This is a genomic window from Streptomyces sp. NPDC016309 (genome assembly GCF_043077235.1).
Classification (GTDB): Bacteria; Actinomycetota; Actinomycetes; order Streptomycetales; family Streptomycetaceae; genus Streptomyces.
On sequence record NZ_JBIBSG010000003.1, the window covers coordinates 86,842 to 102,458 of the forward strand.

Annotated in this window: 21 protein-coding genes and 1 riboswitch; of the genes, 9 read left to right on the top strand and 12 right to left on the bottom strand. The window is 73.0% G+C overall.

Annotated elements, in window-relative coordinates; genetic code table 11:
- Position 1: 1 nt before the first annotated feature.
- From bioD to bioB, 3 genes are read right to left on the bottom strand one after another with little or no spacing between them, the layout of a single operon-like run.
- Positions 2-721 carry a dethiobiotin synthase gene (gene bioD, locus ACF068_RS08270; protein WP_392273364.1) on the bottom strand — a complete coding sequence of 240 codons (720 nt, stop codon included), beginning with the start codon at positions 719-721 and terminating at the stop codon, positions 2-4.
- A gap of 1 nt (position 722) precedes the next feature.
- Positions 723-2,012, bottom strand: a complete 1,290-nt coding sequence (locus tag ACF068_RS08275) for an adenosylmethionine--8-amino-7-oxononanoate transaminase (RefSeq protein WP_392273365.1) — start codon at positions 2,010-2,012, stop codon at positions 723-725.
- A complete protein-coding gene (bioB, locus tag ACF068_RS08280; RefSeq protein ID WP_392273366.1) occupies positions 2,005-3,201 on the bottom strand; it encodes a biotin synthase BioB in 1,197 nt (398 codons plus the stop codon). Before bioB ends, ACF068_RS08275 begins: the two co-directional genes overlap by 8 nt.
- A 143-nt stretch (positions 3,202-3,344) precedes the next feature.
- Between bioB and ACF068_RS08285 the strand changes: the two genes are divergently transcribed.
- Positions 3,345-4,532: an 8-amino-7-oxononanoate synthase gene (locus ACF068_RS08285; protein WP_392273367.1), complete on the top strand. Its 1,188-nt coding sequence runs from the start codon at positions 3,345-3,347 to the stop codon at positions 4,530-4,532.
- Here ACF068_RS08285 and ACF068_RS08290 read toward each other — a convergent pair.
- Positions 4,516-4,734, bottom strand: coding sequence for a DUF397 domain-containing protein (locus ACF068_RS08290; RefSeq protein ID WP_392273368.1), 219 nt, complete (start codon positions 4,732-4,734; stop codon positions 4,516-4,518). The genes ACF068_RS08285 and ACF068_RS08290 overlap by 17 nt on opposite strands.
- Positions 4,735-4,749: 15 nt before the next feature.
- Positions 4,750-5,616, bottom strand: coding sequence for a helix-turn-helix domain-containing protein (locus tag ACF068_RS08295; RefSeq protein ID WP_392273369.1), 867 nt, complete (start codon positions 5,614-5,616; stop codon positions 4,750-4,752).
- A gap of 227 nt (positions 5,617-5,843) precedes the next feature.
- On the opposite strand from ACF068_RS08295, the gene ACF068_RS08300 reads away from it, so the two are divergent.
- Positions 5,844-6,272: an ATP-binding protein gene (locus tag ACF068_RS08300; RefSeq protein WP_392273370.1), complete on the top strand. Its 429-nt coding sequence runs from the start codon at positions 5,844-5,846 to the stop codon at positions 6,270-6,272.
- Here the strand turns inward: ACF068_RS08300 and ACF068_RS08305 are convergent.
- The 4 genes from ACF068_RS08305 to ACF068_RS08320 form a co-directional block, all read right to left on the bottom strand.
- Positions 6,163-6,792 carry a DUF6328 family protein gene (locus tag ACF068_RS08305; protein ID WP_392273371.1) on the bottom strand — a complete coding sequence of 210 codons (630 nt, stop codon included), beginning with the start codon at positions 6,790-6,792 and terminating at the stop codon, positions 6,163-6,165. The two genes, ACF068_RS08300 and ACF068_RS08305, sit on opposite strands and share 110 nt — an antisense overlap.
- 41 nt (positions 6,793-6,833) lie before the next feature.
- Positions 6,834-7,310: a C40 family peptidase gene (locus tag ACF068_RS08310; RefSeq protein ID WP_392273372.1), complete on the bottom strand. Its 477-nt coding sequence runs from the start codon at positions 7,308-7,310 to the stop codon at positions 6,834-6,836.
- A 4-nt stretch (positions 7,311-7,314) separates the two neighbouring features.
- Positions 7,315-7,519, bottom strand: a riboswitch (cyclic di-AMP (ydaO/yuaA leader).
- Between the two features lie 296 nt (positions 7,520-7,815).
- A complete protein-coding gene (locus ACF068_RS08315) occupies positions 7,816-8,133 on the bottom strand; it encodes a hypothetical protein (protein ID WP_392273373.1) in 318 nt (105 codons plus the stop codon).
- A 3-nt stretch (positions 8,134-8,136) separates the two neighbouring features.
- Positions 8,137-8,745: an ATP-dependent Clp protease proteolytic subunit gene (locus ACF068_RS08320; RefSeq protein ID WP_392273374.1), complete on the bottom strand. Its 609-nt coding sequence runs from the start codon at positions 8,743-8,745 to the stop codon at positions 8,137-8,139.
- A gap of 61 nt (positions 8,746-8,806) precedes the next feature.
- On the opposite strand from ACF068_RS08320, the gene ACF068_RS08325 reads away from it, so the two are divergent.
- The 7 genes from ACF068_RS08325 to ACF068_RS08355 all read left to right on the top strand — a co-directional run bounded on the left by ACF068_RS08325 (position 8,807) and on the right by ACF068_RS08355 (position 13,776).
- A complete protein-coding gene (locus ACF068_RS08325) occupies positions 8,807-9,100 on the top strand; it encodes a type II toxin-antitoxin system Phd/YefM family antitoxin (RefSeq protein ID WP_392273375.1) in 294 nt (97 codons plus the stop codon).
- Between the two features lie 217 nt (positions 9,101-9,317).
- Positions 9,318-9,620, top strand: a complete 303-nt coding sequence (locus ACF068_RS08330) for an urease subunit gamma (RefSeq protein WP_073755663.1) — start codon at positions 9,318-9,320, stop codon at positions 9,618-9,620.
- A gap of 19 nt (positions 9,621-9,639) precedes the next feature.
- Complete coding sequence (locus ACF068_RS08335) at positions 9,640-9,951, top strand: urease subunit beta (RefSeq protein ID WP_392273376.1); 312 nt, start codon at positions 9,640-9,642, stop codon at positions 9,949-9,951.
- Positions 9,944-11,665 carry an urease subunit alpha gene (locus ACF068_RS08340; RefSeq protein ID WP_392273377.1) on the top strand — a complete coding sequence of 574 codons (1,722 nt, stop codon included), beginning with the start codon at positions 9,944-9,946 and terminating at the stop codon, positions 11,663-11,665. The genes ACF068_RS08335 and ACF068_RS08340 overlap by 8 nt, the downstream gene beginning before the upstream one ends.
- 10 nt (positions 11,666-11,675) lie before the next feature.
- Entirely contained in the window at positions 11,676-12,350 is a 675-nt protein-coding gene (locus ACF068_RS08345) for an urease accessory protein UreF (RefSeq protein WP_392273378.1), read from the top strand.
- Between the two features lie 14 nt (positions 12,351-12,364).
- On the top strand, positions 12,365-13,048 hold the full coding sequence (gene ureG, locus ACF068_RS08350; RefSeq protein ID WP_392273379.1) for an urease accessory protein UreG: 684 nt from the start codon (positions 12,365-12,367) through the stop codon (positions 13,046-13,048).
- Entirely contained in the window at positions 13,045-13,776 is a 732-nt protein-coding gene (locus ACF068_RS08355) for an urease accessory protein UreD (protein WP_392273380.1), read from the top strand. Before ureG ends, ACF068_RS08355 begins: the two co-directional genes overlap by 4 nt.
- A 12-nt stretch (positions 13,777-13,788) precedes the next feature.
- Here ACF068_RS08355 and ACF068_RS08360 read toward each other — a convergent pair whose 3' ends face one another.
- From ACF068_RS08360 to ACF068_RS08370, 3 genes are all read right to left on the bottom strand, one after another.
- The gene (locus ACF068_RS08360) at positions 13,789-14,085 is read right to left on the bottom strand and encodes a DUF4190 domain-containing protein (RefSeq protein ID WP_392273381.1); all 297 of its coding nucleotides are present in this window, start codon (positions 14,083-14,085) and stop codon (positions 13,789-13,791) included.
- 85 nt (positions 14,086-14,170) lie between these two features.
- Entirely contained in the window at positions 14,171-14,713 is a 543-nt protein-coding gene (locus ACF068_RS08365) for a YbaK/EbsC family protein (protein ID WP_392273382.1), read from the bottom strand.
- Between the two features lie 81 nt (positions 14,714-14,794).
- Entirely contained in the window at positions 14,795-15,508 is a 714-nt protein-coding gene (locus ACF068_RS08370; protein WP_392273383.1) for a lysophospholipid acyltransferase family protein, read from the bottom strand.
- Between the last annotated feature and the right edge of the window lie 109 nt (positions 15,509-15,617).

Sequence of the window (15,617 nt, forward strand, 5' to 3'; positions counted from 1 at the left end):
GTCAGCGGACCACCGCGGCGGTGAACGCCTCCGCGTCCCATGTGCCGCCCAGCGCCGGGGCGAGCCAGTGCCCCGCCGCCGCCCGGAAGGCCGCCGGGTCCAGCGCCCCCGCGCCCGCGGGCACCGCGCCGAGCAGCGGCGCGCCCGCCACCTCCGGCAGGTCCCGGACGTTGCAGCGCTCCGCCAGCCCCGGCTCGTCCGGCCAGGCACCGACGACCACGCCGGCCTGGACCAGTCCGCGCGCCCGCAGCGCCTCGGCGGTCAGCGTCACCATGTTGAGCGTGCCGAGCGCGGGGGGCGCCACCACCAGCACCGGGGCGTTCAGCAGTCCGGCCGCGTCGGCGAGCGTGCCGCCCTCGTCGTCGTACCGCACGAGCAGCCCGCCCGCGCCCTCGACCAGCACCAGGTCGTGCTCGCCGGCCAGCTTCCGCGCGGCGTCGGCCACCTCCCAGGGCCCTACCGGCGCCATCCCGGCCCGGCGCGCGGCCGTGTCGGGCGCCAGGGGCTCGGGGAAGCGGGCCAGCTCGACCGGGACGACCTCGTCCCCGGCCAGCCGGACGACCTCGTCCGCGTCGCCCCGCTCGTCCGGGCCGACCCCCGTCTGCGCGGGCTTCAGCACGGCCACCGACCGTCCGGCCGCCCGCGCCACCGAGGCGAGGGCCGCCGTGACGACCGTCTTGCCGATCTCCGTGCCCGTCCCGCTGACCACCAGTACCGTCATCTCAGCCCTCCCGTGCGGCCGCGCACACCGCGCGGCAGATCCGTGCCACGTCCTCGTCACCCGTGACGTAGGGCGGCATCACGTACACCAGGTCCCGGAACGGACGCAGCCACACGCCCTCGCGGACCGCCGCCGCCGTCGCGGCCGCCATGTCGACCGGGTGGTCGAGCTGGACGACCCCGATGGCACCGAGCACCCGGGCCTCGCGCACCCCCGGCAGCTCGGCGGTCTCCGCCAGCCCGTCGCGCAGCCCCGACTCGATCCGCTTGACCTCCTGGGCCCAGTCCTGGCCGAGCAGCAGCTCGATCGAGGCGCACGCCACGGCGGTGGCCAGCGGGTTGCCCATGAAGGTGGGTCCGTGCGCCAGCACCGGCACCTCGCCCCGCGAGATCCCGTCCGCCACCCGCGGGGTGCACAGGGTGGCCGCCAGCGACAGGTAGCCGCCGGTCAGCGCCTTGCCCAGGCACATCACGTCCGGCGCCACGCCCGCGTGCTCCGCCGCGAACAGGGCCCCCGTCCGCCCGAAACCGGTCGCGATCTCGTCGAACACCAGCAGCACGTCATGGGCGTCGCAGGCCTCCCGCAGCACCCGCAGGTACGCCGGGTCGTGGAACCGCATCCCGCCCGCGCCCTGGACCAATGGCTCGACGACGACCGCGGCCAGCTCGTCCGCGTGCCGTTCGATCTCCGACCGCAGCCGGTCGGCGTACGACTCCTCGTACTCCGCCGGCGGCGGGCCCACGAAGACCTGCCGGGGCAGCGCGCCGGACCACAGCTCGTGCATCCCGCCCTCGGGATCGCACACCGACATCGGCTGCCAGGTGTCGCCGTGGTACCCGCCGCGCCAGGTGAACAGGCGCCGCTTGGCGGGCCGGCCCACGGAGCGCCAGTACTGGAGGCACATCTTGATCGCGACCTCGACCGCCACCGAGCCCGAGTCGCAGAGGAAGACGTGCCGCAGCGGCTCGGGGGTGATCTCCACCAGCCGGGTGGCCAGCCGCACGGCGGGCTCGTGGGTGAGCCCGCCGAACATCACGTGGCTCATCCGGTCGAGCTGGCCACGCGCCGCCTCGTTGAGGACCGGGTGGTTGTAGCCGTGGACGGCCGACCACCAGGACGACATGCCGTCGACCAGCTCGTCGTGCCCGTACGCCGGTTCGGCCAGCCGCAGCCGGACCCCGGAGGCGGACTCGACCACCAGCGGGTCCGTACGGCCCGGCATGGGGCTGTACGGGTGCCACACGTGGGCCCGGTCGAGGGCGATCAGTTCGGCCGGGGCGAACTCAGGCATTGGGCGCCAGGTCGGTGCCGGCGCCCCGGCGCCGCACGGCCACCAGGTCCGTGCGGGCCTGGTCGGCGGTGGCGGTGCCGGCGGCGGTGGCCGGGGCGGTCGCGGCGGTCGCGGGGGCGGACTCCTCGGAGGAGCACACCGAACCCGAACCGCAGCCGCCGCCGGATCCGCAGGACGCGGCGTCCGACCGGTGCTCGGGCAGCGTGGTGGTGTCCGTGCCCTCCACCTCGAAACCGGCGTCCGCGATCATCTCCAGGTCCGCCTTGCCGGCCTGCCCCTCGCTGGTGAGGTAGTCGCCCAGGAAGATCGAGTTGGCCAGGTGCAGGGCCAGGGGCTGAAGCGTGCGCAGATGCACCTCGCGCCCGCCCGCCAGCCGGACCTCCACGTCCGGGCAGACGAACCGGACCATCGCCAGGATCCGCAGCGCCCGCTGGGGCGTGAGGTTCCACTCCTTGGCCAGCGGCGTGCCCTCGAAGGGGATGAGGAAGTTCACCGGCACCGAGTCCGGGTCCAGCTCGCGCAGCGCGAAGACCACGTCGACCAGGTCCTCGTCGCTCTCGCCCATGCCCGCGATCAGTCCGGAGCAGGCGGACAGCCCCGCGGCGTGCGCCTTCTGCACGGTGTCCACACGGTCCGCGTAGGTGTGCGTGGTCGTGATGTCCCCGTACGTCCCCTCGGACGTGTTGAGGTTGTGGTTGTACGCGTCGGCGCCCGCCGACCGCAGCCGCTCCGCCTGGCCGTCCGAGAGCAGCCCGAGGCACGCGCAGACCTCGACGCCCTCGTTCTCCTCCTTGATCGCCTCGATGGTCTTGGAGACCCGGTCGACGTCCCGGTCCGTGGGGCCGCGGCCGCTGGCCACCAGGCAGACCCGCTTGGCACCGCCGGCGACGCCCGCGGCGGCGGCCTTCGACGCCTCCTCCGGCTTCAGCCAGGTGTACTTGAGGATCTCCGCCTTCGAGCCCAGGCGCTGCGAACAGTACGAGCAGTCCTCGGGGCACAGACCGGACTTGAGGTTGACCAGGTAGTTGAGTTTCACCCGCCGCCCGAACCACTGACGGCGTACCTTCCCGGCCGCGGCGACCACATCCAGCAGCTCGTCGTCCGAGGTCGCCAGGACGGCGAGCGCTTCTTCGCGGGTCGGCAGCTCGCGCCGAAGCCCCTTCTCCACCAGCGTGTTCAGCAGGTCCATGACGCTGATCCTGGCCTACGGCACGGCCCCGGGCCAAGGAGGAACTCCACAGGAGACTCGGTTTCGAGTGTGTGTATAACCACACTCCGGCGCCACCCCACCACCATTAGGGTCTGTTCGCTGTCTACAAAAGGGACCCAGACATGCCCCAGGCTCCGTTCGACTCGCCGTTCGACTCGCCCTTCGACTGGACCGACGCCGAGGCACGCCGCCGCGCGGACGCCGGTCTGGTCCGTACGCTCCGCCCGCGACCGGCCGTGCCGGACGTCCTGGACCTGGCGAGCAACGACTACCTCGGGCTGACCCACCACCCGGACATCACCGCGGCGGCCGCCGGGGCGGCCCGCCGCTGGGGCGCGGGCGCCACCGGTTCGCGGCTGGTGACGGGCACCACCGAGCTGCACGCCGAGCTGGAGCGGGAGCTGGCCGCGTTCTGCGGCTTCGAGGCCGCGCTGGTGTTCTCCTCCGGGTACGCGGCCAACCTCGCCGCCCTCACCGCGCTGAGCGCCCGTGGCTCGCTGATCGTCTCGGACGCGGGCAACCACGCCTCGATCGTGGACGGCTGCCGGCTCTCGCGCGCCGACACCGAGGTCGTCCCGCACGCCGACCCCGAGGCGGTCGGCAAGACCCTGGCCGCCCACCCGGGACGGCGGGCGCTCGTGGTCACCGACTCGGTCTTCTCCGTCGACGGGGACGCGGCGCCGCTGGCCGGCCACGCGGCGGTGTGCCGGGCGCACGGCGCCGCGCTGGTCGTCGACGACGCCCACGGGCTGGGCGTGCTGGGCGACGGCGGGCGCGGCGCGCTGCACGCGGCGGGGCTCGCGGGCGCCCCGGACGTGGTCGCCACGCTCACGCTCTCCAAGTCCCTGGGCAGCCAGGGCGGGGCCGTCCTCGGTCCGGCCCGGGTCGTCGACCACCTGGTCAACGCCGCCCGGACCTTCATCTTCGACACGGGCCTCGCCCCGGCCGCCGCGGGGGCGGCGCTGGCGAGCCTGCGGCGCTTGCGCGCCGAACCGGGGCTGGCCGGCCGGGCGCGGACGGTGGCGGCCACCCTCCACGCCCGGCTGACGGCCGCGGGCCTGACGGCCGTGCGGCCGGATGCCGCCGTCGTCTCCGTACGCGCCCCCTCGCCCGAGCGGGCCGTGCGGTGGGCGGCCGACTGCCGGGCCGAGGGGCTCGCGGTGGGCTGCTTCCGGCCGCCGTCGGTGCCGGACGGGATCTCGCGCCTCCGGCTCACCGCCCGCGCCGACTTGACGGATCGTCAGATCGATGCGGCGGTCGCGACGATCCTCCGTACCGCCCCGGACGGCGCGGTCAGCCGGACCCCGTGAGAGGGGATCCCTTGAGCGAGGTGACGAAGGACGTCCAGGCCGCCGCGGAGAACCGCAGTGGCGGCCTGGTGGTGTCCTTCGAGTCGCGGACGGCGAGCCGCGCGGTGTCGAGGCGGGCGGCCTCGACGCAGTTGTTCATGCCGACGCTGCGGCTGCTGCGCCGCCAGCGCGGGGCGTCGTGGTGTTCGGGGTGAGCAGACATGGGGGGTGCCTCTCCCTACGCGCCGTCACCGATCCCGGCGATGAGGTCCGACGAGTCCTCGGGTGACAGGGCGCACGCCTGCATGCTGCGGAAGGCGGCGCCGTACGCCTCGAGGTCTTCCGTGCGTTCGAGATAGAGGCTACTCGTCAGGTGGTCAAGAGCAACCACGTCCAGATCAGAAATGTGCGGAAAGGAGAAAATAACGAAAGGGCCGGAGAGTCCGACGTACGCGCCCCCGGCGAACGGCAGGACCTGGAGCCGCACCCGGGGCGACCGCGCCCACTCCCGCAACCGCCGTAACTGCTCCCGCATCACCCCCGGACCGCCCACCCGCCTGTGCAGCACCGCCTCGTCGAGCACCGCCTCCAGCCGCAGCGGGGGATCGGCGCGCAGCACCTCCTGCCGGGCGATCCGCACCCGCACCAGCGACTCGACCGTCTCCGGCGGCGCCCCCTCCAGCGCCGCCCGGGTCACCGCCCGCGCGTAGTCGGCCGTCTGGAGCAGGCCGGGCACGACCGACGTCTCCAGGGTGCGCGCCACACAGGCCTGCGCCTCCAGGCTGATGAAGTCCTGGTACGGCGGCGGCAGCACACCCCGGTAGGCGTGCCACCAGCCCGCACCGCCGCCGTCCGCCGCTCCCGCCAGCGCCTCCAGCAGGGCCCGCCGCCGCGGCTCGCGCACCCCGTAGGCGTCGAGCAGCCGCGCCACGTCCGGGCCCGTGACCCCGCTGGTGCCGGTCTCGATGCGGCTCACCTTCGACTGGTGCCAGTCCACCAGCCGCGCCGCCTCCCGGCTGGTCAGGCCGGCGGCCAGCCGCAGGGCGCGCAACTCCTCGCCGAGCTTGCGCCTGCGCACCGCCGGTCCGTGCCGCGTGCCCCGCATGACCGTTCCTCCCGACGTCGGGCAACCCATCAGTTTGCCGCCCAAATCCGGCCTTCAGGGGCAGAGTTCACCGCTTCGGGCGACAGATATATGCATATCTTGGTGGATCGGCCCCAACAGGGGCTACCTGAGTGGCAGTCTGGCGCGAAGCACAATCCGAGGCCGAGCTCACCGAACATCCGGTACGTGTCGGAGTCCGGCCCCGGTGGGAAAGGGACGGCGTCGCCATGGCAGACCATCAGGAAGCATCCGTCACTCTGCCGAGCGCTCCCGCCTCGGTCTCCGCCGCCCGGAGGTACGTGGCGGACGTCCTCGAGGAATGGGGCCTGCCGGGCGAGGCCGAGACCGCCGACACGGTACGGCTCATCGTCTCGGAGCTGGCCACCAACGCCGTCCAGCACACCTTCGGTCAGTCGCCGACCTTCACGGTGGACGTGAGGCTGGAACGCGACGAGCAACTGCGCATCGGGGTCACCGACAGCCACCCGCGCTGGCCCCGCCGGCTCCCGGCGGCCGTGCAGCAGGACAACGGCCGGGGCATGGTCATCATCCGCTGGCTCGCCGCCGAGTGCGGTGGCCGCCTGTCCGTGACCCCGACCGCCGAGGGCGGCAAGACCGTGTGGATCGCCCTCCCCTGGACGGTCCCGGTGACCTGACCCGCGTGCGGCTCTCCGGCGGCCGCTCCGGCGGCGGCCGCTCGCCGAGCCGGCGCCGCACGAGGTGGGGGAGGAGCCCCCACAGCCCGGCGCACACCGCCAGGGTGAAGGCGCCGGCCGCCAGGCCCTCGGGCCGGCCGTGCACCACGTCCACCACCAGCGACACCGAGCAGGTGAGCGCCAGCGCCAGCACCGCGAGCCCGATCCGGGCCAGCCGGGACGACACGGCCACGATGCGGATCTTGGCGCCCTGCTGGAACAGCGTGCGGTGCAGCGCGGCGGGGGCGGTCAGCAGCGCCGCGGCGATCACGGAGAGCAGCAGCGTCACCACGTACAGACCCCGCTGGTAGGAGTCCAGCGAGGTGAAGCGGGGGGTGAACGCCAGGGTGAGCAGGAAGGCGAACAGGATCTGGACGCCGGTCTGGGTGACGCGCAGTTCCTGGAGCAGCTCGGCGAAGTTGCGGTCGGCGCGCTCCAGGGGCGTCTCGTTGCGCGCGGTGCGGGGGCTCTCGCCGGACATTCCGGACGAGTACCCCCGCGCCGCGGGTCATGCCCGGAGCGTCAGCGGACGCGTCCGTACCAGACCGACTTCGACCAGATCTTGTCCAGCTTCACCACCGATCCCGACTTCGGTGAGTGCCAGATCTTGTTGTTACCCGCGTAGATGCCCACGTGGTAGACGCTGCTGCCACGGTGGAAGAAGACCAGGTCGCCCTTCACCCTGCTGGAGGCGGAGATGTGGCGGGTCTTGTTGTACTGCTGCTGCGCCGTGCGCGGCAGTGACTTGCCGGCCTTCTTGTACGAGTACAGCGTCAGTCCGGAGCAGTCGAACCGGGACGGGCCCGTCGCTCCGTACGCGTACGGTGCGCCCTTCTTGGACGCGGCGATGTTCAGCGCCTTGGTCGCGTGTGCCGGGGCGGCCTGGGCCTCGGACACACCGCCGGGCACCAGTGCCGGGCCGCCGACGGCGGCGAGGGCGAGTGCCGAGACGGCACCGGCCCGGGACAGCAGAGACGGGACATGAATCTGCGCGGTCATTGCGCAACCCTTCGTCAGCCGCCTGTGAAGGATGACCTGTCGGGTTCGGACTGGCGAAGTTGCCCGGCCGCTGACGCGGCTTCACCCCAAGGGCGACCGATGCGACGAACATCGTTCGGTCACCCGTACTGCTTGGGTCCTCCACTCCTGCCGATCCACTCCTGTCGACCAGTCATCCGGGCGGCGGCAGGACTCGGCGTCCGCCCGGACCGCCCCGCCGCGGTGGCGGGGGCTTGTCGTCGTGAGGGATCTTGACCCATGTCGAGGGGAAATTCCGAGTCGAAACGGCCGTTTGTGAGGCTCCTCACGACTGATCCATTCGGGTGGACAGGGGGGATTTGGCGCCCGGCGGTGAGACGTCGACGATCCCCGTACCAGGGCCGGAACGTGATATTCCGCCAGACGTGTAGCGTCGGTGCGCAACTCGTGCCGTACAGAATTCGTCCGGTTGCGTACGCTGAACGGGGGAGCGTTTCTCGTACTCCTGAGCCCATTCGGGGGAGAGCTACATCGGTCCCACGCCTCGATTGTGAGGCACCGTCACGCGACTCGCGCGCCGTTCGCCGTCAAGCACCCGCAGCGCCCGCGCCAGCGTGTGGGCATGCACGTCGCTCTCGCCGCGCTCGTGCATCGACGCCAGGGCGTCACGGAGCGCCGTCGCGCGCCCGACCAGGGCCTGCGCCGCGCGCAGGGCGCCATAGGTGTGGGTGGCGCGCGCCGGATTGATCCGGCCCAGCAGGTCGACGACCTCGAGCCACCCGTCGACGAACGCGCATTCGGCCCGGGTGAGGGCGGGCAGGGGCGGGGGCTCCGGGGGCAGCACCGCTCAGCCCCGGCGGCGCGCGACGACGTGGTCGACCAGGCCGTACGCCACGGCCCCGGCGGCGTCGAGGACCGTGTCGCGCTCCAGGTCGGCGTCCACCCGCTCGCGGTCCCGGCCGCTGTGCCGGGCCAGGACGCCGGCCAGCAGGTCGCGCCGGCGCAGCAACTCGCGGGCGTGGACGTCCAGGTCGGACGGCTGTCCGTGCAGCGGCTCGTCCAGGGACGGCTGTCGGATCACGACGCGCGCCCCCGGCAGGGTCAGGCGCTTGCCGGGGGTGCCGGCGGCGAGCAGGGCGGCGGCGGTCGACGCCGCCTGCCCGATGCAGGTCGTCTCCACGTCGCAGCGCACCGCCCGCATGGTGTCGTAGACGGCCGTCATGGCCTCCACCGGACCGCCGGGGGAGTTGATGTAGAGCGAGATGTCCCGGTCGGGCGCGGCGTACTCGAGGTACAGGAACTGGGCGACGACGTCGTTGGCCGCGGTGTCGTCGAGGGGTGTGCCGAGGAAGACGATCCGCTCCTCCAGCAGCTTGGAGTACGGGTCGACCGTGCGGGTGCCGGAGCTGGTGCGCTCGGTGAAGCCGGGCAGGACGTACCGCGCCGTGCGGCTCATGACATGCCTCCTCTGTCGCCGTAAAAAATGTACAGGATGTACAGGGCGTTATGATGGGAGCATGGCCTACGAGATTCCGGTGACGCAAGCCCGCGCAGAGCTCGCCGATCTGATCAACCGCGTCGTCTACGGCGGTGAACGCGTGGTCGTCACCCGCCACGGCAAGCCGCTCGTGGCCCTGGTGTCGGCCGCCGACCTGGAGCGACTCGAGGCGCCGGGGGAGCCGGCCGAGGAGCCGGTGGTCCGCTCGGTCTCCACCGTCCAGGACGTCCCGGCGTCCGCTCCGGGCGAACGGGGCCGCTTCGGCATCGCCGCCGAACACGAGCCGTACGGCCCGCACCGCCCGGGGCACTGACCCCCGCTCCATCCCCTGCCGAGACCGGATGTCGCCGTCCGGCGGCCCTGCCTGCCCATGCGGCGGCAAAGGACGGGTTTACCTCCCGGAAAAACTTCTGCCCGAGTTGGAAATATCTCTGCGCGACACTCGTTCCCGCAGGTCAACAGAGTGTTGAAGCCGGATAGTGTCCCGCTGCGCCCGGGGTCACACCGGGCGGGAGACCGTGAGGTGAAACGTGCAACTGACGCCGCACGAGCAGGAACGCCTGCTCATCCATGTGGCCGCCGACGTGGCGGAGAAGCGCCGGGCCCGCGGGGTGAGGCTCAACCACCCCGAGGCCGTCGCCCTCATCACCTCCCACATCCTGGAGGGCGCCCGCGACGGCCGCACCGTGGCCGAACTGATGGCGTCCGGCCGCAAGGTGCTCAGCCGCGACGACGTCATGGACGGCATCCCCGAGATGATCCACGACGTCCAGGTGGAAGCCACCTTCCCGGACGGCACCAAGCTCGTCACCGTCCACGACCCCATCGTCTGACGGGACGGGAACCACGCCGATGATCCCCGGAGAGATCCTGTACGCCGACGAACCGGTGCCCCTCAACGAGGGCCGCCCGGTCACGCGCCTCACCGTCCTCAACGCCGCCGACCGGCCCGTCCAGGTCGGCTCCCACTACCACTTCGCCGAGGCCAACCCGGGCCTCGACTTCGACCGCCCGGCCGCCCACGGCCTCCGGCTCAACATCGCCGCCGGCACCGCCGTGCGCTTCGAGCCCGGGATCCCCGTCGACGTCGAACTCGTCCCGCTCGCGGGGCTGCGTGTCGTCCCCGGCCTGCGCGGACGTACCGGAGGTGCCCTCGATGGCTGAACTGACCCGGCCCGTGTACGCCGACCTCTTCGGCCCCACCACCGGCGACCGGATCCGGCTCGCCGACACCGACCTGCTGGTCGAGATCGAGGAGGACCGCTGCGGCGGCCCCGGCCGCTCGGGCGACGAGGCGGTCTTCGGCGGCGGCAAGGTGATCCGCGAGTCCATGGGCCAGTCCCGCGCGACCCGCGCCGAAGGCGCCCCGGACACCGTCATCACCGGCGCGGTCGTCATCGACCACTGGGGCGTCGTCAAGGCCGACATCGGCATCCGCGACGGGCGCATCACCGGCATCGGCAAGGCCGGCAACCCGGACACCATGGACGGCGTCCACCCCGACCTCGTCATCGGCCCGGAGACCGAGATCATCGCCGGCAACGGCAAGATCCTCACCGCCGGCGCCGTCGACGCGCACATCCACTTCATCTCGCCGACCGTCGTCGAACAGGCGCTCACCTCCGGCATCACCACCCTCGTCGGCGGCGGCACCGGACCCGCCGAGGGCACCAAGGCCACCACCGTCACCCCCGGCCCCTGGCACCTCGCCAGGATGTTCGAGGCGCTGGAGACGTACCCCGTCAACATCGGCCTGCTCGGCAAGGGCAACACCGTCTCCCACGAGGCGATGCGCTCCCAGCTACGGGGCGGAGCCCTCGGCTTCAAGATCCACGAGGACTGGGGCGCCACCCCGGCGGCCATCGACGCGTGCCTGCGCGTCTGCGACGAGACCGGCGCCCAGCTCGCCATTCACACCGACACCCTCAACGAGGCCGGGTTCGTCGGCGACACCCTCGCCGCCATCGCGGGCCGCACCATCCACGCGTACCACACCGAGGGGGCGGGCGGCGGTCACGCCCCCGACATCATCACGGTCGTCTCCGAGCCCTACGTCCTGCCCAGCTCCACCAACCCCACCCGCCCGCACACCGTCAACACCCTCGACGAGCACCTCGACATGCTGATGGTGTGCCACCACCTCAACCCGGCCGTCCCCGAGGACCTCGCCTTCGCCGAGTCCCGCATCCGGCCCTCGACCATCGCGGCCGAGGACATCCTGCACGACATGGGCGCCATCTCGATCATCTCCTCCGACTCCCAGGCCATGGGCCGCGTCGGCGAGGTCATCCTGCGGACCTGGCAGACCGCCCACGTCATGAAGAGGCGCCGGGGCGCACTGCCGGGCGACGGCCGCGCCGACAACCACCGCGCGCGTCGCTACGTCGCCAAGTACACGATCAACCCGGCCGTCGCCCAGGGACTGGACCACGAGATCGGCTCCGTCGAGACCGGCAAACTCGCGGACCTCGTCCTGTGGGAGCCGGCGTTCTTCGGCGTCAAGCCGCAGACCGTCATCAAGGGCGGCCAGATCGCCTACGCCCAGATGGGCGACGCCAACGCCTCCATCCCCACGCCCCAGCCGGTCATGCCCCGTCCCATGTTCGGCGCGCTCGGCCGGGCGGCGGCGGCCGGCTCGTTCAACTTCGTCACCGGCACCGCCCTCGACGACGGACTCCCCGAACGGCTGGGCCTGACCAAGGAGTTCCGGGCCATCACCAGCACGAGGGGGGTCACCAAGGCGGACATGAGGGAGAACGACGCACTGCCACGCGTCGAGGTCGACGCCGACACGTTCACGGTGACCATCGACGGCGAGCCGGTCGACCCGGCACCCGCCGCCGAACTCCCCATGGCCCAGCGCTACTTCCTCTTCTGATGAGTACGCGATGACCCGTGCCGCCCTCCTCGTCCTCGCCGACGGCCGGTTCCCCGCCGGTGGCCACGCCCACTCCGGCGGCGCCGAACCGGCCGTCACGGCGGGACGCCTCCGCGACGCCCGCGACCTGGAGTCCTTCTGCCGCGGCCGCCTGCACACCAGCGGGCTCACCGCGGCCGGCCTCGCCGCCGCGGCCGCCCTCGGCCACGACCCCGCCGCGCTCGACGCCGCCGCCGACGCCCGCACCCCGTCACCCGCGCTGCGCGCCACCGCCCGCAAGCTCGGCCGCCAGATGCTGCGGGCCGCCCGTGCCACCTGGCCGAACCCCGAACTCGACGCTTTGGCACGGGTGTTCCCGCGCGGGGCGCACCAGCCCGTCGTCCTCGGGATCGCCGCGCGGGCCGCGGGCCTCGGCCCCGAGGACGCCGCGCACTGCGTGGCGTACGAGACGGTCAGCGGCCCCGCCACGGCCGCCGTCCGGCTGCTGAGCCTCGACCCCTTCCGCGCCACCGCCGTCCTGGCGCGCCTGGCACCCGAGATGGACCAGGTGGCCGCGCGGGCGGCGCGGGCCGCACGGGCGGCCGCCGAGGACGGCCTCGACGCGCTGCCCGCCGCGTCGGCACCGCTGCTCGACATCACCGCCGAGCAGCACGCGGCCTGGCCCGTACGCCTCTTCGCCTCCTGACGACAAGGAAAGCCATGCACCTCGACCACGGCCACCACGGCCCCGCCGCCGTCAGCGCCGACGCCCACCGGCCCGACGGCACCCACCGCGCCCTGCGCATCGGCCTCGGCGGGCCGGTCGGCTCCGGCAAGACCGCCACCGTCGCCGCCCTCTGCCGCGAACTGCGCGAGCAGTTCTCCCTCGCCGTCGTCACCAACGACATCTACACCCGCGAGGACGCCGAGTTCCTGCTGCGCAACGCGGTCCTGCCGCCCGAGCGGATCCAGGCGGTGGAGACCGGCGCCTGCCCGCACACCGCGATCCGCGACGACATCTCCGCCAACCTCGAAGCCGTCGAGGACCTGGAGGACGCCGTCGGCCCCCTCGACCTGATCCTCGTGGAGTCCGGCGGCGACAACCTCACGGCCACCTTCTCCAAGGGCCTCGTCGACGCGCAGGTCTTCGTCATCGACGTCGCGGGCGGCGACGACATCCCGCGCAAGGGCGGACCCGGTGTCACCACCGCCGACCTGCTCGTCGTCAACAAGACCGACCTCGCCCCGTACGTCGGTTCCGACCTGGAGCGGATGGCCCGGGACGCCCGGGCGCAGCGCGGCGACCTGCCCGTCGCCTTCACCTCGCTGCGCGGCGAGCGGGGCGTCGCGCCGGTCGCCGACTGGGTGCGCGCCCGGCTCGCCGCCTGGACCGCCACCGTATGAGCGTCCACGCCACCGCCCGGATCGTCGCCACGCCCACGGGCCTGCCCGTGCTGGAGAGCGACGGGCCGCTCGCCCTGCGCCGCACCCGCGCCACCGGCCCGTACACCCGGGTCACCGTCGTCGGCGCGATGACCGCGCCGCTCGGCGGCGACCGGCTGGCCGTCGAGGCGGAGGTGCGCGACGGGGCCCGCCTGGCCGTCGGTTCGGCGGCCGCGACGGTCGCCCTGCCGGGCCGGGGCGCCGGCCACGCCCGCTACGACGTGCGCCTGACGGTCGGCGAGGGGGCGGAACTGCGCTGGCTGCCGGAACAACTGGTGTCCGCGCACGGCTCCGACCTCCGGATGCGCACGACGGTCGACCTGGCCGCCACCGCACGTCTGGTGCTGCGCGAGGAACAGGTCCTGGGCCGGCACGCCGAGGAGCCCGGCACCCTCGTCACCCGCCTGACCGTACGCCGCGCCGGGCGCCCCCTGCTGGACCAGGAACTGGCCTACGGTCCGGGGGCGCCCGGCGGCTGGGACGGCGGCGCGGTCCTCGGGGGGCACCGGGCCGTGGGCCAGCTCCTCGTGGTGGACCCGGCCTACGACGAGAAGCCCGCCGCGCCCCGGCTCATCGGGGACACCGCGGCCGTCACGCCGCTGGCCGGGCCCGCCGTCCTGGTCACCGCGGTCGCCCCGGACGCGCTGCGGCTGCGGCGCGTCCTGGACGAGGCGCGGGCGACCCTGTGACGGGCGGCGGCGTCAGCCGCCGACGTACCAGGTGAAACCGCCGGAGGACGCCGCCACCGCCAGCAGGATGCCGAAGACGACCAGGTCGACGATGCCGAGGACTATCGCGGCCTTCGCCATGCCCGCGCCGTTCTTGACCGACGCCTGCCTGAGCGCGACCGCACCGAAGATGATGGCCAGCGGCCCGAGGATGATGTTGAAGAACAGCACGCCCACGATGCCGCAGACGAGTCCGGCGATGGCGAGGCCGTTGGTGCGGGACTGCGCCTGCCCGTGTCCGTGCGTACTGCTGGTGCCGTAACCGGCCATGACAACTCTCCCTTTCCGGGGTGGACTTGTGAAGGTCCGTGTTGCCCGCCGTGCCGGTCCCATGCCCACCGTGTGAGAGATCCGTTCAGGCCTCGCTCACGGCCGCCTCGGCGATCGGGGCCGTCCGGGGCCGGGCGACCGCCACATAGTCGGCCGTGCGCAGCGCCAGGGAGCGGTCGAGGCGCGCCGCGTTGAAGAACAGCTCGTCCTCCTCCAGCAGCACCGGGTCGACGACCAGTTCCAGCTCCGGGTCGAAGGAGAACGGCAGGATCGTGCCGCTGACACTGCCCGCCAGCCGCTCGGCCACCTCGGGCGTGGCGAACCCGGCGTACGTGCCGCCCAGCAGGGCCTTCACCGCGCCCAGGTCGACCCGCCGGTCGCCGGGCACCACGGCCAGGGCGTACCGCCTCGTCCTCTTGCCGGTCTTGACCATTACGACGATGCACTTGGCGGCCTGCTCCAGCCGGTTGCCGCGCAACGCGCTGACCGCCTCCGTCGCACCCTCCGGGTCGTGCTCGACCACCCGGTAGGACGCCCCGTGCTCGTCCAGCAGGCCGATCAGTTTCTCGTACGCCTCGTACGTCTCGTGCGTCGTGTACGTCTCGTGTGTCGTCTGGTGCTCGCTCACCGGCGTCCCTTCGGGCAGGAGGTCCCGTCGCTCGTCACCCCGACCCTATCGACCGGCCGGCCGCGCCCGCGCGGGCCCGCCTCAGCGGCGGAAACCCGGGAACCTCCGCCGCTGCGCGGCCTGTTCGGCCTCCTTCACCTTGGCCGCGTAGTCGTCCACGTACTCCTGGCCGGACAGCGCGAGGATCCGGTACATGATCTCGTCGGTGACGGCCCGCAGCACCGTCCGGTCGTTCTCCATCCCCGCGTACCGCGAGAAGTCCAGCGGCTCGCCGAACCGGATCGTCACCTTCTTGATCTTCGGTACGACCTGGCCGGGCGGCTGGATCTCGAACGTGCCGACCATCGCGCACGGGACCACCGGCACGCCCGCCGTCAAGGCCATGACGGCCACCCCGACCTTGCCCTTGTAGAGCCGCCCGTCGTGCGAGCGGGTGCCCTCCGGGTAGATCCCCAGCAGCTCGCCCTTGGACAGCACCCCGAGACCTTCGCGGATCGCCGCCTGCCCGGCCTCCTTGCCGGAGCGGTCCACCGGGATCTGCCCCGCGCTGCGGAAGAACGCGGCGGTCAGCCGGCCCTTGATCCCGGGCCCCGTGAAGTACTCCTGCTTCGCCAGGAAGGTGATCCGCCGCTTGAGGACGACCGGCATCAGGAAGTGGTCCGAGAACGACAGGTGGTTGCCCGCGACGATCGCCGCGCCGTCCTCCGGGACGTGCTCCAGCCCCTCGGTCCTCGGCCGGAAAAGCAACCGCAGCACCGGCCCGAGAAGGAGGTGCTTGAGCAGGTAGTAGAACACTGGCTGGCTCCCTACTGCCCCGGGTCGGCGGGGGATCGGATCGGCTCTGTGCGTTGTACCAGGACACAAACCAGTTCGAGGGGGATCAGTGTAGATGCGCGTGTCGTGA

What these genes read in the sequence shown, in the direction of transcription:
- bioD (WP_392273364.1), bottom strand. Translation starts at nt 721, where the DNA reads ATGACGGTACTGGTGGTCAGCGGGACGGGCACGGAGATCGGCAAGACG.
- ACF068_RS08275 (WP_392273365.1), bottom strand. Translation starts at nt 2,012, where the DNA reads ATGCCTGAGTTCGCCCCGGCCGAACTGATCGCCCTCGACCGGGCCCAC.
- bioB (WP_392273366.1), bottom strand. Translation starts at nt 3,201, where the DNA reads ATGGACCTGCTGAACACGCTGGTGGAGAAGGGGCTTCGGCGCGAGCTG.
- ACF068_RS08285 (WP_392273367.1), top strand. Translation starts at nt 3,345, where the DNA reads ATGCCCCAGGCTCCGTTCGACTCGCCGTTCGACTCGCCCTTCGACTGG.
- ACF068_RS08290 (WP_392273368.1), bottom strand. Translation starts at nt 4,734, where the DNA reads ATGTCTGCTCACCCCGAACACCACGACGCCCCGCGCTGGCGGCGCAGC.
- ACF068_RS08295 (WP_392273369.1), bottom strand. Translation starts at nt 5,616, where the DNA reads ATGCGGGGCACGCGGCACGGACCGGCGGTGCGCAGGCGCAAGCTCGGC.
- ACF068_RS08300 (WP_392273370.1), top strand. Translation starts at nt 5,844, where the DNA reads ATGGCAGACCATCAGGAAGCATCCGTCACTCTGCCGAGCGCTCCCGCC.
- ACF068_RS08305 (WP_392273371.1), bottom strand. Translation starts at nt 6,792, where the DNA reads ATGTCCGGCGAGAGCCCCCGCACCGCGCGCAACGAGACGCCCCTGGAG.
- ACF068_RS08310 (WP_392273372.1), bottom strand. Translation starts at nt 7,310, where the DNA reads ATGACCGCGCAGATTCATGTCCCGTCTCTGCTGTCCCGGGCCGGTGCC.
- ACF068_RS08320 (WP_392273374.1), bottom strand. Translation starts at nt 8,745, where the DNA reads ATGAGCCGCACGGCGCGGTACGTCCTGCCCGGCTTCACCGAGCGCACC.
- ACF068_RS08325 (WP_392273375.1), top strand. Translation starts at nt 8,807, where the DNA reads ATGGCCTACGAGATTCCGGTGACGCAAGCCCGCGCAGAGCTCGCCGAT.
- ACF068_RS08335 (WP_392273376.1), top strand. Translation starts at nt 9,640, where the DNA reads ATGATCCCCGGAGAGATCCTGTACGCCGACGAACCGGTGCCCCTCAAC.
- ACF068_RS08340 (WP_392273377.1), top strand. Translation starts at nt 9,944, where the DNA reads ATGGCTGAACTGACCCGGCCCGTGTACGCCGACCTCTTCGGCCCCACC.
- ACF068_RS08345 (WP_392273378.1), top strand. Translation starts at nt 11,676, where the DNA reads ATGACCCGTGCCGCCCTCCTCGTCCTCGCCGACGGCCGGTTCCCCGCC.
- ureG (WP_392273379.1), top strand. Translation starts at nt 12,365, where the DNA reads ATGCACCTCGACCACGGCCACCACGGCCCCGCCGCCGTCAGCGCCGAC.
- ACF068_RS08355 (WP_392273380.1), top strand. Translation starts at nt 13,045, where the DNA reads ATGAGCGTCCACGCCACCGCCCGGATCGTCGCCACGCCCACGGGCCTG.
- ACF068_RS08360 (WP_392273381.1), bottom strand. Translation starts at nt 14,085, where the DNA reads ATGGCCGGTTACGGCACCAGCAGTACGCACGGACACGGGCAGGCGCAG.